The sequence below is a fragment of the Muribacter muris genome, assembly GCF_004569585.1.
In the GTDB taxonomy this organism is placed as follows: domain Bacteria; phylum Pseudomonadota; class Gammaproteobacteria; order Enterobacterales; family Pasteurellaceae; genus Muribacter; species Muribacter muris.
Window position 1 is genome coordinate 38978 of record NZ_SPPA01000007.1, and the last position, 14948, is coordinate 53925.

A 14948-nucleotide genomic window follows, 5' to 3' on the forward strand; every position below is an offset into this window, starting at 1 on the left:
AACGACTATGCCTCAGCCTTTTTTTATCTACGCTAAAACCTTATCCGATGACCAAATTCACGCCTTTGCCACTCAAATTGAGCGGGCTTGTTTAGGCACAATCGCCTATTTGGATTATCGTCTTGCCTTTTTTGAAGGCGAACTGACCGCTTGCATTCGCCAAGCCGCCCACGCCATTGCCGCTGATGTGAGTGAATTAGCCATTACCCCGCAATTAGACCAAGCGGGATTGCTGGTAATGGATATGGATTCCACCGCTATTAAAATTGAATGTATTGATGAGATCGCCAAACTCGCCGGCACAGGTGAGTTGGTGTCCGCTATTACCGCCAGTGCAATGCGTGGCGAGTTGGATTTTGAGCAAAGCCTGCGTAAACGGGTCAGTACCCTTGAGAATGCCCCCGCCGCTATTTTGCAGCAAGTGCGGGCAGCACTACCGTTAATGGATGGCTTTGAACAACTGGTTGCGACGCTCAAACAACACGGTTGGAAAGTGGCGATTGCCTCCGGCGGTTTTGATTATTTTGCCGATTATTTGAAAGAAAAATACGGTTTAGATGCCGCAGTCGCCAATCAGTTGGAGATCCAAGACGGCAAACTCACCGGTGCAGTGCTGGGCAAAGTGGTTGATGCGCAATATAAAGCTGACACCTTACAAGCCTTAGCCGCCGAGTTCGGCATTGCGCCAACACAGTGGGTGGCAGTGGGAGACGGCGCAAACGATTTGCCGATGCTCAAAACGGCACGTTTAGGCGTGGCACTGCACGCTAAACCGGCGGTGCAGGCACAAGCCAACACAGTGGTTAATTTCGGTGATCTCACCGCTTTACTGGTACTACTGAATGCGGCAGCACTTTTTCAGGCGATGAAAAGCACGGCACTTGATAATTAGGTATTCCTACCCCGCTATCATACCTAATTGATTTTTTCAGGGATGATTTAGTCCCAAGCCTTTTAGGAATAATAACGGTTAATATGATTTTTAAATTGGAGCAAATTGATGTTAAGTTCTCAACAATTTCAAACCTTATTTGATGCAACCCTCAGCCGCTATTGCGAAGCACGTTTTTTAACCCCTTCGCAGCTATCGGATACCCAATGGTATCAATTCCTCGCCACCCTTTCTCACCAAACGGTTTTGCAACATTTTCCCGCTAACGCCCAGCTTGCGAATACCCGCAAGGTCAATTATTTATCAATGGAATTTTTGATCGGGCGTTTATTGGGCAATAATTTGTTGAGCCTAGGTTTATATGATGAAACCAATCAACAATTAGCCAAATACGGTAAAAATTTGGTCGATATTTTAGAACAAGAGCGTGATCCGTCATTGGGTAACGGCGGGTTAGGACGTCTGGCCGCCTGCTATTTAGACTCAATGGCAAGCCTCTCCCAACCGGCGATTGGCTACGGTTTACACTATCAATACGGCTTATTCAAGCAAGCCTTTGGTGATGAAGGTCAGCAACTGGAATCCGGCGACGGCTGGGAGCGTGATTTTTATCCGCAACAATATCATCGGGCAGATTTCCGCCAAACAGTCGGCTTCGGCGGTAAAGTGAGTCTTATCAGCGGCGATAAATATGCGTGGCAGCCGGAATGGAGAATCTTCGGTGAAGCCTTTGATTTGCCGGTGGTCGGCTACAAAGGCGTGCAACAACCGCTCCGCTTATGGCAGGGTTACAGCGAATCCGCCTTTGATTTGGCAACATTTAATGACGGCGACTACCTTGATGCCGAAAGCCGTGTGGTTGATGCCGCCAAGCTCACCAAAGTATTGTACCCGAACGACAATCACGCCGAAGGTAAAGCCTTACGCCTAATACAGCAGTATTTCCACTGTGCCTGCTCGGTGGCGGATATTCTGAAAAATCATCTAGCGCAAGGCAGAACCCTTGAGCAACTGCCTGAATTTGAGGTAATTCAGCTCAACGACACTCACCCAGCGATTGCGATTCCGGAATTACTCCGCCTGTTACTCGACCAATACGATCTCAGTTGGGAACAAGCGTGGGCAATTGCAAGCAAAACCTTTGCTTACACCAACCACACCTTATTGCCGGAAGCCTTAGAGCAGTGGGATCAAAAATTACTCACCCAACTATTACCACGTCATATTTTAATCATCGAACGGATTAACGATCAACTGCGTCAGCAAGTAGAAGCGGCGTTCGACGAAGCGGAATTTGATGCGGCGTGGCAAGAAACCGCTGTCTTGTTCGATCAACGTGTGCGTATGGCAAACTTATGTGTGGTCGGCTCGTTTGCGGTAAACGGCGTGGCGCAAATTCACTCGGATTTAGTCGTCAGCGATCTCTTCCCTGCCTATGCCCGCTTATTTGAAGGACGCTTCCACAATGTTACCAACGGCATTACCCCTCGCCGTTGGATTCGCCAAGCCAACCCGAAATTAAGCGCCTTATTGGATCAACATATTCAAGGCGACTGGACGCAGGATCTCTCGCTTCTCAACCAAATTGAACCGCTTGCAAAAAATCCAGCATTTCAGACCGCTTACCGTGCGATCAAACAGCAAAATAAACAGGCATTGGCGGCGGAAATCGAGCAAACCCTCGGCTTAAAGGTGAACTGTGAGGCGATTTTTGATGTGCAGATCAAACGTTTCCACGAATATAAACGTCAGCATCTCAATTTGCTCAATATTATTGCAACTTACCAATCGCTCAAAGCGAACCCGCAGCAAGATTTCGTGCCACGTGTGTTTATCTTTGCCGGCAAAGCCGCACCGGGCTATTTTATGGCGAAGCAAATTATCCAAGCCATCAACGGCGTGGCGAACGTGATTAACCAAGATCCGGATATGCAGGGCAAATTGCAAGTGGCATTCCTGCCGGATTATCGTGTTAGTTTGGCGGAAAAAATTATTCCGGCGGCAGATGTTTCCGAGCAAATTTCCCTTGCCGGTAAAGAAGCGTCCGGCACAGGCAATATGAAATTAGCGTTAAACGGGGCGATTACCCTCGGTACGCTAGACGGTGCAAACGTAGAAATTGCCGAATTTGCCGGTAACGAAAATGTGGTAATCTTCGGGCATACGGTGGACTCCGTGCGGGAATTACGGGAGCAAGGCTATGTTTCCAAAACCTACTATGAGCAAGATGCGGTATTAAAACAGGCTATTGATGCCTTGGCAGACGGTACCTTCTCAAACGGCGATACCGAACGTTTTGAAGCACTGGTAAACGATATGCTTAACCACGATTACTTCTGTGTGCTTGCCGATTTCGCCAGCTACCGTGAGGCGCAGGACATCGTTGCAAAACGTTATCAAGATCAGACCGCTTGGGTGGAATCCACCATTCTGAATACTGCCCGTTTAGGCACATTCAGCTCTGACCGTTCAATCCGTGATTACCAAACCCGTATTTGGAAAAAATAATCCGAGGATTGACTATGAAAAGGGGCACTAATGCGTCCCTTTTTAGTCAGTGATACCCCATCATTCTTAACAGACTTCTGGTATATTCAATCGCTTCGGCACGGTTAGATACCCCGATCTTTTGGTAAATATTCCGAATATGTGTTTTGATTGTTGTCATCGCCACGAATAATTCTTGGCAGATCTGCTCGTTGCTGTAACCGGAATAGATTAACCCAAGAACCTGCCATTCCCGTTGTGTAAGCGGGCTGATTTTCAGCATTTCCGGAATGTGCGGATTTTTCAATAAATTTGCGACAAATTCTTCATCAAAATGGGCGGTTTTGTGGCGGTTGTGTTGGTTAATGCTGCGTAAAATAAATTGCGCTTTGTGAACCGTCAGTTCTTCCAACACATTCAGCTGTAATAATTGGCGGATCTGCTGGGCGATTAAATCGCCCTCAATCACGAAAGCACTGATAAAATTGGTTTGGCGGCTGAGATTGAGGGCTTGGATCAGATCCCGCTGTGCTAAATCCGGGCGGTTTTGCAACGTATAAACCCGATTGCGTAAAATCAGCGCGCGTTGGCTATCGCTCACCAAATTAAACACGCCGCTGGTACGCAGTAAGCTATTCAGAATTTTTAACGCTTGATCGTAATCTTGCTGTAACAAATAGCAGCGGGCGATATTCCGCCATTGGCGTTGCGTAAAATGATTATGCTCTTGCGCCGGAAAATTGGCTTGTGCCAACCAGCTTTCCGACTGTTCGGTCTGATTACACATTTGCCAGTAAATCAGTTGAACTTCGTCCACAGCGGTAACCCAATCCTTATGGGGTGAACAACGGGAGAGCAGCTGGCAGCACTGTTCAATCAACCGCTCGGCATTGTTGAGATCGCCTTTCGTGAGCGAGATTTTTGCCAATAGAGTCAAACATTGAATATGTTCTTCTTCGTTCTCCAACACCTCAATCCCCGCATTTGCCATTGCTTCGGCTTGATCAAGATGATGCCACTCCCATAAAATTTGCCCTTTGAGACGTAACAGAAATTCATTCATCGGAATTTGATGAAATTCGGTAGTTTGTTGGGTGGTTTCTTTCAACAGATCGTAGGCGGATTGCCAAAAACCTTGGGCGGACAGGATCTCCGATTGTTGTAGTTTCGACCAAAGCCAGTGGTGATAGGCACGGCGACCGGTCGCCATTTTCTCCACTTGCTGCATTAGGGCAAGGGCTTCTTTCAAATAGCCTCGACAGTGCTGCGCCTCGCCGATAACGGAGGTCGCCACAATTTGAGCGTAACCAAATTCGGACGATAAATTACTCAATGCTTGGCTGGCAATCAGATAGGCTTGTTCCTCATTACCCGCATTGATTTCCACCTGTGCCCGCAGCGCATCAAAACGCCCTTGTAGGCTGGCGGTAAGCGGTGCTTTCGGCTGACATTTTTGCAAAATGCCGGACACCTCTTGATGCCGATGCTGACTTTGAGCTAACCACGCTTTCAGCAATACCAGATTTTCATCTTGCCAAAGTTGCTCGGTTGGCAAGCGGTTGAGGCAGTCCTCCAGTAATTTGAGCTGCCCCTGATGAAACAACGCCCAGCCGTGCTGCTGCAAAATTTGGTAGAGTGTGTCGGGGTCATCAAGTATTTGGGCGTGATAAAGGGCTTCGGAGCTGTAACCGAGTTTTAGCCACATCAGCGCGGCGGTTCGATGGAGCGATTGCCATTCGTTCGGCAGTTCTACCCGACAACTTTGGGCGAGATAAGACGCTAAAATAGGGTGAAATTTCCACCAAACTTCCCCGTTATCATTGTTGATACGGGTGAGAAACAAGCCGAGTTTTTCAAGCTCGTCCAAGGTTTTAATGCCGTTTTCGTCTTGAGTGAGGGCAACGATCAGCTTTTCGTTCATTGAACGCAAAATGGCGCAACGCTGCATAAAGCGCTTCATTGTCGGATCGACATAGTAAAACACTTCTTCGTTCAAATAATCGGCAATATGCTGCTGGTTTAATTTGTACAGTAATTTTTCGGGGAAATGGACTAATTCCGCATTTTGTTTGAGGGCAAACACCATCAGTTGCAACGCTGTCGCCCAGCCCTCCACCCGCTCGCACAGGGTAAAAATCTCACTATCCGTTAAGGCAGTATTCAGCTTCAACTCAAAGAATTGACGGGCTTCCGTGGGGCTGAATGCCAGTTGGTGTACATCAATTTCCAAGACTTTTTCCCGAATCCGCAAATTCGTAATACTCAGCGGCGGGGTTAAGCGGGAGATTAAAATCAGGCTCATCGTATCGGGCTGATGTTTGAGCCAAAAACGCAATGCATCGTGAATTTCACTGTTTTCAATCAAGTGATAATCATCAAGGATCACATAAAACGGCTGAGACACTTCGGCAAGCTGCACCAATAACTGCCCGAAATAATCGATCAGGTTATTCTGATAGTTAATACCTTGCAAAGAAATATCGGTAATACTGGCAAGGGCGGCGGCAAAATAGTGGGAAAATTGCTCGGCTTTATTGTCGCTTTCGTCCAATGCAAACCACACAACCGATTGATTTTGTTTGAGTAATTGCGTTTTCCATTGTGAAACCAACGTGGTTTTGCCATAGCCTGCCGGTGCGGTTACCAACGTCAGCGGATAGGATTTTGCTACCGATAAACGAGCTAAAAGTTCACTACGTTCAACGCTCTGTTCAATTTTGTGCATTGGGGCGGATTTACCGGCGATTAGCTTGGTCGGAATCAATTTTGTGGTTTGCATTGCGATCCTTTGTTATTTTTATGAAGCGCTTTAGAGGGAGTCTATTCTAGCAAAATTTCACTCGAAATAGAGGGCGCGAGATCAACAAGCGGTCGGTTTTAGTAAAATGTTTGATCCGATATTACCGTTGCACAACATTACATTTTGATGATGGGTAAGGACATCTTTGTCGTGTCCCGAAATTTAAGGAAAATGTACGCCATCATTTTGCAAAAAATATCACAATAACGCACCGCTTGTCCTTTACACCTTGAAAAAATAAAAAGTCCCCCCATTTTATTTCGCACTATTTTCAACAGAGTGGCTAAGATGACACATCACAATCCCGATAATGACGGGGTACGCTTAGACAAATGGCTGTGGACAGCACGCTTTTATAAAACCCGTAGTATCGCTAAAGCAATGATTGAAGGCGGCAAAGTCCATTATAACGGGCAACGGGCGAAAACCAGCAAGCTGGTGGAAATCGGGGCATTGATTAAACTTCGCCAAGGCAATGAGGAAAAAGAAGTGGCAGTGCTGGCGTTAAGCGATCAACGTCGTGGCGCACCAGAGGCACAACGGCTTTATCGAGAGACCGAGCAGAGCCTCGAAACACGGGAGAAACTTGCCTTTGCCCGCAAAGCAAATGCCCTGTCAATGCCGCATCCGGATCGGCGACCCAATAAAAAGGAACGCCGTGATCTGATCAAATTTAAACATATCAACTCGGATACACTATGACTTATACACAAGACAACGACAAACTTTACCGTTTTTTATTTCAAAACCGTGCGGTTAGGGGCGAATGGGTACGTTTAAACAGCACGTTTACGGAAACCCTTAATACGCATCAATACCCGAAAGCCGTCCAAAATTTACTCGGTGAAATGTTAGTAGCAACCAGTTTGCTGACGGCAACCTTGAAATTTGAAGGGACGATCACCGTCCAAATTCAAGGGGACTGTGCATTAAAATTGGCAGTGGTTAATGGCAATCAGCATCAACAACTGCGGGCATTAGCACGGGTAGAAGGTGAGATTGCCGATAACGCCACATTAACGGAGATGATCGGTAACGGGGTATTGGTGATTTCCATTATTCCGGAAAAAGGCGAACGCTATCAAGGGGTAATCAGCCTCGATAAGCCGACCGTCAGCGAATGTTTGGAGGCGTATTTCGCCCGTTCCGAACAGTTAGCGACACAACTGGTGATTAGAGTCGGCGAGTTTGACGGTAAAGCCGTTGCTGGCGGAACGCTCTTACAAATTGTGCCGGACGGCACAGGCACGCCGCAGGATTTTGAACATTTAGCCACGCTGGCTTCAACAATTAAAGACGAGGAATTATTTGGTTTAACCGCCGAAGGATTGCTCTATCGTTTATTCCACGAGGAAACCGTGGAAGTGTATCCGCCACAGGCTACCGAATTTAAGTGCGGCTGCTCACGGGAACGTTCCGGCGCAGCAATTATGCTTCTACCTGAAGAGGAAATTAGCGAAATGTTGGCGGAAAAACAAGGCGTGATTGATATGCAATGTGAATGCTGCGGCACGCAATATTTCTTTGATAAAAATGCGATTGATGAACTGAAAGCACAGGCTTAACCTTCTAATATAAAAAGGGTTGGCATACGCCAACCTTTTTTATCGCTAATAATCCAATTCGTGTTTGTAAAGTTGATAGTCGGCTTTAAGCGCTTCGATTAGCTCGACAAAATCTTCAGGCAACGGCGCGTGCCATTCCATTAGTTCATTCGTGATCGGGTGATGCAGCCTTAACATTGCAGCGTGCAACGCTTGGCGTTTGAAATTTCTCAATACGTCTAAAAATTCCGCACTTGCGCCTTTGGGCGGGCGAGGTCGTCCACCGTAGAGTTGATCGCCCAGTAACGGGTGGGCAATATGTGCCATATGCACCCGAATTTGATGGGTTCTGCCGGTTTCAAGGCGTAAACGTAACCGAGTATAGTTACGGAAACGCTCCATAATGCGATAGTGAGTAACCGCCGGTTTGCCCATCGGGTGAACCGCCATTGCCGTCCGTTTAGTCGGGTGGCGTGACATCGGCTCGTCCACCTTGCCCCCTTGGGTCATAATACCGCTCGCCACCGCTTCATACTCGCGGGTAATTTCCCGCTTTTGCAGTGCCGTTACCAAGTGAGTTTGTGCCGGCACAGTTTTTGCTACGACCATTAAACCGGTGGTGTCCTTATCCAGCCGATGCACAATCCCCGCTCTCGGTACTTCGGCAATTTGCGGGTAATGATGTAACAAGGCATTTAAAACCGTGCCGTCCAGATTGCCCGCACCGGGGTGAACCACCAACTCTTTCGGTTTGTTGATCACTAAAATATCATCGTCTTCATACACAATATTGAGCGGGATCGCTTGCGGCTCAAAGCGGATCTCTTCTTCCAGCTCGGCTTGAATTTCAATTTGCTCTCCCCCAAAGACTTTTTCTCTCGCTTTATTGACGATCGCTCCGTTTACTTTGACCCGATCGTCTTCAATCCACACTTTTAAACGGGAGCGGGAGTAGTCGGGAAAGAGCTGCGCTAAAGCCTGATCCAGCCTTGCGCCTAATAAATCTGCACTGACCTCGGCAGATAAGATAATTTGCTGCGACATTGATAATAAAATTCCAAATTCTGATTTGCTTATTGAGTGTTGTCCTATAAAATAGTGCCGTTTTTCCGTCTGAACTTTACGAAAGACGGCAAGTCAAACGGCATTGTACATTAAACTTTTCCCGCAAGCACTTTTTATAGGTAGAAATCATTATGCGTAAATTCAGCTCTTTTGTTTCCATTATTCTTGCCGGTCTGGTAATGGCAGGTTGTTCAAATTCAAACAAGAACGAATTTGACGGTGTACCGGCTCAGGATCTTTACAACAAAGGTCAAACCTACTTACAAGATGGCGATTATAACAATGCTATCCGCCACTTAGAAGCGGTCGATTTACGAGCACACGGCGGGGCTTACGGGGAGCAAACCCAGCTCAGCATTATCTACGCGCAATACAAAGTCGGCGAATATTATAAAGCACTGGATGCGGCGGAACGTTTTGCCCGCAGTTATCCTAACAGCGCCAGTATGGATTATGTGTACTATCTCGCCGGTTTAAGCAATGCCCGTTTAGGCGATAACTGGATTCAGGATTTCTTCGGCGTAAACCGCTCTTCCCGCTCTATTGAAAATATCCGCAATGCCTACGGCAATTTCCAAATGATCGTGAAACAATATCCGAACAGCCAATATGCGCAAGATGCTCAACGCTGGATGGCATATTTGCTTAACCGTTTAGCCGAACACGAGTTAAAAATTGCACAATACTATATGAAACGGGATGCTTATGTGGCGGTGGCAAACCGAGTGGAAGAAATGATGCGTTTTTATCCGGACAGCAAACCGACGGCGGATGCACTCCCTCTATTGCAAAAATCCTTTGAAGCAATGGGCATTAATGACTCTGCTCAAAAGGTGGCAGCGTTAATCGAAGCGAATAAGGCGAAAACCTTTCCGGATACCACCAAGCCGGAATACGCCGCCCAATTCTAACAAGCGGTCGTTTTCAAACGAAAATATGCAAAAATCTCAAGGGGCGGCTTCGCCCCTTTCCCATTTTAACCTGAGTAGAACCAATGAAAATTTTAGGTATTGAAACCTCCTGCGATGAAACGGGAGTGGCAATTTACGATGACGAAAAAGGGCTGATCGCCAATCAACTTTATAGCCAAATTGAGATGCACGCCGATTACGGCGGCGTTGTACCGGAGCTTGCCTCACGGGATCATATCCGCAAAACGCTCCCGCTGATTCAGGCGGCATTAAAAGAGGCAAATCTCACCGCTTGCGAGATTGATGGCGTGGCTTATACGGCAGGGCCGGGGCTGGTCGGGGCATTATTAGTCGGTTCAACCATTGCCCGCTCGCTCGCTTATGCGTGGCGAGTGCCGGCGTTGGGCGTACATCATATGGAAGGGCATCTGCTCGCCCCAATGCTAGAAGAAAGCGCCCCTGGCTTTCCGTTTGTCGCCCTGTTGGTATCCGGCGGACATACCCAGTTAGTCGATGTTAAAAATGTTGGTGAATATGCACTTTTGGGCGAATCCATTGATGATGCCGCCGGCGAAGCCTTCGACAAAACCGCCAAACTGCTCGGTTTAGATTACCCCGGCGGTGCAGCCTTAGCAAAATTAGCCGAAAAAGGTACGCCAAATCGTTTCCAGTTCCCTCGTCCAATGACGGACAGACCGGGGTTGGATTTTAGCTTTTCCGGCTTAAAAACCTTTGCCGCCAATACCATTCACACCCATTTAGACGCACAAGGCAAACTGGACGAACAAACCTGCTGCGATATTGCCCACGCCTTTCAGCAGGCGGTGATTGACACACTGATCATTAAAGTTCGCCGAGCCTTACAACAAACAGGGCGTAAACGGTTGGTGATTGCCGGCGGCGTGAGCGCTAACCAGCAATTACGCCGTGATCTTGCCGATACAATGGCACAACTGGGCGGCGAAGTGTTCTACCCCCGCCCCGCTTTCTGCACCGATAACGGTGCAATGATTGCCTATGCCGGCTATCTGCGTTTAAAACACGGCGAACAAACGGATTTAGCCGTGAGTGTCAAACCCCGCTGGGCGATGACCGAGCTGGCAAAACTTACCTAACCCAAACAAGCGGTCGGTTATGCCGATTTTATTGCAAATATTCAATGGTGCAAAAACTCAAAACGGACGCGGTTGCGTCCGTTTTTTAATCGGTTAATGTAGCTTCATTGACGGGCGGATAAAGCGGTTAATGCGTCCGACCAACAAAATCAAGCCCGTTTTAAAGCAACCGTGCAACGCCATTTGGTGCATACGGTAGAGGGAAAGGTAAGCAAGGCGGGCGATTTTGCCCTCAATAAACATTGATCCTTGGGTTAAATTCCCCATTAGGCTGCCGATAGTGCCGAAACGGGAGAACGAGACCAACGATCCTTTATCGTTGAATACAAAGGTTTTAAGCGGTTTATATTCCAGTTGCGCCACAATGTTTTTACCGCATACCGTTGCCATTTGATGCGCCGCCTGCGCCCGTGGCGGAACAGGTTTGCCGTCCGCTTGCAATAAAAAGGCGCAATCGCCGATCACATACACATCGTCATCGCCAACCGCTTGCAGCGTATCTCTAACGGCAATTTGGTTTAAGCGATTGATCTCAAAGCCGAATTGTTGCGTAATTTCCGGCGCTTTCACACCCGCTGCCCAAACCATTAAATCCGCTTCAATTTTATCGCCCGCTTTTGTGATCAGCCCGTCTGCCTGCGCTTCCGTTACCGCAGTATTGAGCAGCACATTCACCCCCAACTCTTTCAACTCTTTTAAAGCTGATGCCGATACCCGCTCCGGCAGAGCAGGCAGCAATCTTTCGCCTGCTTCTAGCAAGGTAACTTTCAGGCTGGTATTATCCAACTTACCAAAGCCGTAAGAGTTGAGGTGCTTCACCGTGTTATAAAGTTCGGCGGACAACTCAATGCCCGTTGCGCCACCACCGACAACCGCAATATGCACTTCTTTGTCGTTATTATTAGAAAATTTGAGAAACAGCTCCATCATTCTCTGATGAAAACGCTTTGCCTGCTCCGAGCTATCCAAGAAAATACAGTGCTCCGCCACCCCCGGTGTGCCGAAATCGTTTGAACGGCTACCAATCGCCAACACTAATTTATCGTAATGTAGTGTGCGTTGCGCTACCAATAACTCATTGTTTTCATTGTAAATCGGTGCAAGAGTGATGTATTTTTCCGCCTTATTGACACTGGTGAGCGTACCTTGCTGAAATTGGAAAGCGTGATTTTTGGCGTGTGCCCGATAGCTCAACGCATCTGTCCCGTCATCTAACGCCCCCGTTGCCACTTCATGCAGCAGCGGCTTCCATAAATGGCTGATATTTTTATCCACCAGCACAACGTTCGCTTTCTGCTTTTTGCCCAATTTATTGCCTAAATAAGTGGCAAGTTCTAACCCGCCGGCACCGCCGCCGACCACAATAATGGTTTCCATCAGGATCTCCGAGTAAATGAAAATGATGTGAAATTTTAATGGCTTGCGTGTTAAAGTCTAGCGATTTTTTCGGGGATTTTTAATAAAAAAACGGCTAATCAAAATAAGTTTTGCACAGGCTGATGTTGTCAAGTCAAAAAACCGTGAAAAAACTAAATTTTTTTGAAGTTGATCTCTAGTCAAAATGTAACTAATTGATTTTAAATAATAAGTTATTTTGTGGTCGATTAAGTGTAGTTGAGCCAAAGCCTATGAAATATCAAGGATTAAGGCATTTTGAAAAAAGTAATCCACAACGTTATCCACAGGCAGTGTGGATAGAAAATCCCTTAATTTTTGACTGATTTTATGAACAGTAACGGCGGGCGGTGGCACAGATCTTTAAACTCGGCGTGCCAATTCGGTTGATCCGCCAACATCGGTTCTTCCACTTGCACAATACGAAAACCGGCTTGAATAAGCTGATTTAGGATCGTTGCCATTGTACGATGATAGGTCTGAAAAGATTGCCGAAACCAATTTCGTTCCCGCAGCCCTTCTTCACGATAATGATTAAGCCGATACGCCGTCTGTTGCTTGTGAGCATCTTTCTCCCAACGATCACCCATACGGTGAGCGGTAACAATCGGGTGCTCTTGAGAAAAAATTAACTCACCTTTCGGTTTTAATTTAGCGTGAATGTGCCGTAGCAGTGCAGAGAAATCTTCAACATAATGGAATGCAAAGGAACTGGTGATCAGGTCGAAATCCGTTTCCTCAATCTCGGCAAGCCGCTCCATCGGTAAACAGTAGAATCGGCAAGCGGTCTGATCCACCCCGTTTTTTGCAAGATCCTGCTGCGCCTGCATCAGCATAGCTGAAGATAGATCCAGCCCGACCAACTGCACCGCCCCGCATTGCCAATAATGCAGCAAATGCCCGCCTGCCCCGCAACCGAGATCTAGCACCCGCTTTCCTCTCAATTCTGGGAGCAGAGAAAACATTGTCGGCTTCTCGACCACTTCGTTCAAACTGATCGGATTTTCCCGCAGTTTCAGATAACGCTCGAAAAAAAGCGGGCTGTCGTAAATACTCTGTTTCATTTGCACATTTTCCGCCCAAACCGACCGCTTGTTAGCGGCGGTAAATATCTTGCCCATCCCGACGGGTTTTGAGCAGCCGCAAAATCCAGACATATTGTTCGGGCTGCTTGCTGACAAAGTATTCAATCACTCTATTCATTTCCGCCGCAGATTGCTCCGGTGTGCCGTTAAATTCAATTTGCGGCAGGATTTCGATCTGATAACGTCCTTTTTCCGCATTGTAAATCGGGAACATCGGGATCACGACCGCATTAGCCACCCGCGCCATTTTATTCAAACCGGGCAGGGTTGCTTTTTCTGTTGCAAAAAACGGCGCATACACACTCAATGCTTCGCCGTAGTCCTCATCGGGCAGAAAATAGCCCAGCTCGCCTTTGCGGACATCCGCCAAGAAAGGTTTAATCCCGTTTTGGCGCGCGTGCATTTTACCGCCAAAGCGTTCCCTCACCGCATTCCACAGCCAATCTACCAACGGGTTATGGTGCGGGTGATACATTGAGGTCATCGGCATACCGTAGGTGTGCATCACAATGCCGGAGGCATCAATCGCCCAAGTATGCGGCACAAGCAAAATAACGTTTTTGCCGCTCTCGCAGGCTTGGCGGACAATATCCAGCCCGCTAAATTCGCTGCGTTGCTGAATATGGCGAACGGAACGCAGGGCGATTTCCCCAATACCGAACATTGTTTGCGCAACGGTGATAAACATTTTTTCGATCACCTCCGCCCGCTGCGCTGCCGACCAATCGGGGAAGCAGTAGCGTAAATTAACATCGGCACGGTGATAGGGCTTTTTGCCTTTCAGATATTTTGCCGCAAGTTTGCCGACAAACGCCGCCAGCCGATCCCGCCATTGATACGGCAGGTATGCCAATAAACCTAAGGCAAGCACCCCGAGCCAAACGCCCCAATATTTCGGGTGTAAAAAGGCTTTTTGGAAGCGGTGTTGATAGCCGACACGGTAGGTAAAACGTTCTTCACTCATTATTTCTTTATCCGATGATCAATGATATTTTTGAGCGCCAAAATGATGCCCAAACCGATGAAAGCCCCCGGCGGTAAAATCGCAAGCAAAATGCCGGAATCAAGGTGTAACAGGTCGATTTTCAGGGCTTTCGCCCAATCACCCAGCAGCAAATCCAAGCCGTCAAACAAAGTGCCGTTACCGACAATTTCCCGCAGGCTGCCGAGCAAAACAAGGCTGAAGGTCATTCCCAACCCCATTGCAAAGCCGTCAAAGGCGGAATGAGCCAAACTGTTTTTTGAAGCAAACGCCTCCGCCCGCCCAATCACAATGCAGTTGGTTACAATCAGCGGGATAAAGATCCCCAACGATTGATAAACCGGATAAGCAAACGCATTCATCAGCAACTGAATCGTGGTAACGGCAGTGGCGATAATCATCACATAAATCGGAATCCGAATATCGTGCGGGATCGCCTTGCGAAACAGCGAAACCACCGAATTGGTGATGATCAATACCAGCAAGGTTGCCAGCCCCAATCCTAACGCATTAGTAACATTATTGGACACGGCAAGCAACGGGCATAGCCCCAACAGTTGCACCAATGCGCCGTTGTTTGTCCATAGCCCTTGGCTAAACAATGTTTTCCAGACGGACGGTGCTTTCGGTTGCTCGTCTATTTGCTGAACCGGAATAGATGTCTGTGCCATT

At 47.6% G+C, this 14948-nt stretch carries 12 protein-coding genes; 6 read left to right on the forward strand and 6 right to left on the reverse strand.

Going from position 1 to position 14948, the window contains the following annotated elements; genetic code table 11:
* Positions 1–7 precede the first annotated feature (7 nt).
* Positions 8–892, forward strand: a complete 885-nt coding sequence (gene serB, locus E4T80_RS04430) for a phosphoserine phosphatase SerB (protein WP_135055336.1) — start codon at positions 8–10, stop codon at positions 890–892.
* A gap of 108 nt (positions 893–1000) precedes the next feature.
* Positions 1001–3400 carry a glycogen/starch/alpha-glucan family phosphorylase gene (gene glgP, locus E4T80_RS04435; RefSeq protein WP_135055339.1) on the forward strand — a complete coding sequence of 800 codons (2400 nt, stop codon included), beginning with the start codon at positions 1001–1003 and terminating at the stop codon, positions 3398–3400.
* 46 nt (positions 3401–3446) lie between these two features.
* On the opposite strand, the gene malT is transcribed toward glgP, so the two are convergent.
* Positions 3447–6158 carry an HTH-type transcriptional regulator MalT gene (gene malT, locus E4T80_RS04440; RefSeq protein WP_135055342.1) on the reverse strand — a complete coding sequence of 904 codons (2712 nt, stop codon included), beginning with the start codon at positions 6156–6158 and terminating at the stop codon, positions 3447–3449.
* Positions 6159–6467: 309 nt separating this feature from the next.
* Between malT and hslR the strand changes: the two genes are divergently transcribed.
* Entirely contained in the window at positions 6468–6881 is a 414-nt protein-coding gene (hslR, locus tag E4T80_RS04445; protein WP_135055458.1) for a ribosome-associated heat shock protein Hsp15, read from the forward strand.
* Positions 6878–7744, forward strand: a complete 867-nt coding sequence (hslO, locus tag E4T80_RS04450) for an Hsp33 family molecular chaperone HslO (RefSeq protein ID WP_135055345.1) — start codon at positions 6878–6880, stop codon at positions 7742–7744. Before hslR ends, hslO begins: the two co-directional genes overlap by 4 nt.
* Before the next feature lie 45 nt (positions 7745–7789).
* Here the strand turns inward: hslO and rluD are convergent, their stop codons facing one another.
* On the reverse strand, positions 7790–8767 hold the full coding sequence (rluD, locus tag E4T80_RS04455; protein WP_135055348.1) for a 23S rRNA pseudouridine(1911/1915/1917) synthase RluD: 978 nt from the start codon (positions 8765–8767) through the stop codon (positions 7790–7792).
* A gap of 152 nt (positions 8768–8919) precedes the next feature.
* Here rluD and E4T80_RS04460 point away from each other — a divergent pair, with 152 nt between their 5' ends.
* Positions 8920–9699 carry an outer membrane protein assembly factor BamD gene (locus E4T80_RS04460; protein ID WP_047976048.1) on the forward strand — a complete coding sequence of 260 codons (780 nt, stop codon included), beginning with the start codon at positions 8920–8922 and terminating at the stop codon, positions 9697–9699.
* Between the two features lie 83 nt (positions 9700–9782).
* Positions 9783–10814: a tRNA (adenosine(37)-N6)-threonylcarbamoyltransferase complex transferase subunit TsaD gene (gene tsaD / locus E4T80_RS04465; RefSeq protein ID WP_135055351.1), complete on the forward strand. Its 1032-nt coding sequence runs from the start codon at positions 9783–9785 to the stop codon at positions 10812–10814.
* Positions 10815–10907: 93 nt separating this feature from the next.
* On the opposite strand, the gene E4T80_RS04470 is transcribed toward tsaD, so the two are convergent.
* The 4 genes from E4T80_RS04470 to E4T80_RS04485 all read right to left on the reverse strand — a co-directional run bounded on the left by E4T80_RS04470 (position 10908) and on the right by E4T80_RS04485 (position 14947).
* Positions 10908–12191 (reverse strand): NAD(P)/FAD-dependent oxidoreductase, encoded by a 1284-nt coding sequence (locus E4T80_RS04470; protein ID WP_135055354.1) that lies wholly within the window; start codon positions 12189–12191, stop codon positions 10908–10910.
* 329 nt (positions 12192–12520) lie between these two features.
* Entirely contained in the window at positions 12521–13273 is a 753-nt protein-coding gene (locus tag E4T80_RS04475; RefSeq protein ID WP_135055357.1) for a class I SAM-dependent methyltransferase, read from the reverse strand.
* Positions 13274–13304: 31 nt separating this feature from the next.
* Entirely contained in the window at positions 13305–14258 is a 954-nt protein-coding gene (gene lpxM / locus E4T80_RS04480) for a lauroyl-Kdo(2)-lipid IV(A) myristoyltransferase (RefSeq protein ID WP_135055360.1), read from the reverse strand.
* Positions 14258–14947 (reverse strand): electron transport complex subunit E, encoded by a 690-nt coding sequence (locus E4T80_RS04485; protein WP_135055362.1) that lies wholly within the window; start codon positions 14945–14947, stop codon positions 14258–14260. The genes lpxM and E4T80_RS04485 overlap by 1 nt, the downstream gene beginning before the upstream one ends.
* Position 14948: the final 1 nt, after the last annotated feature.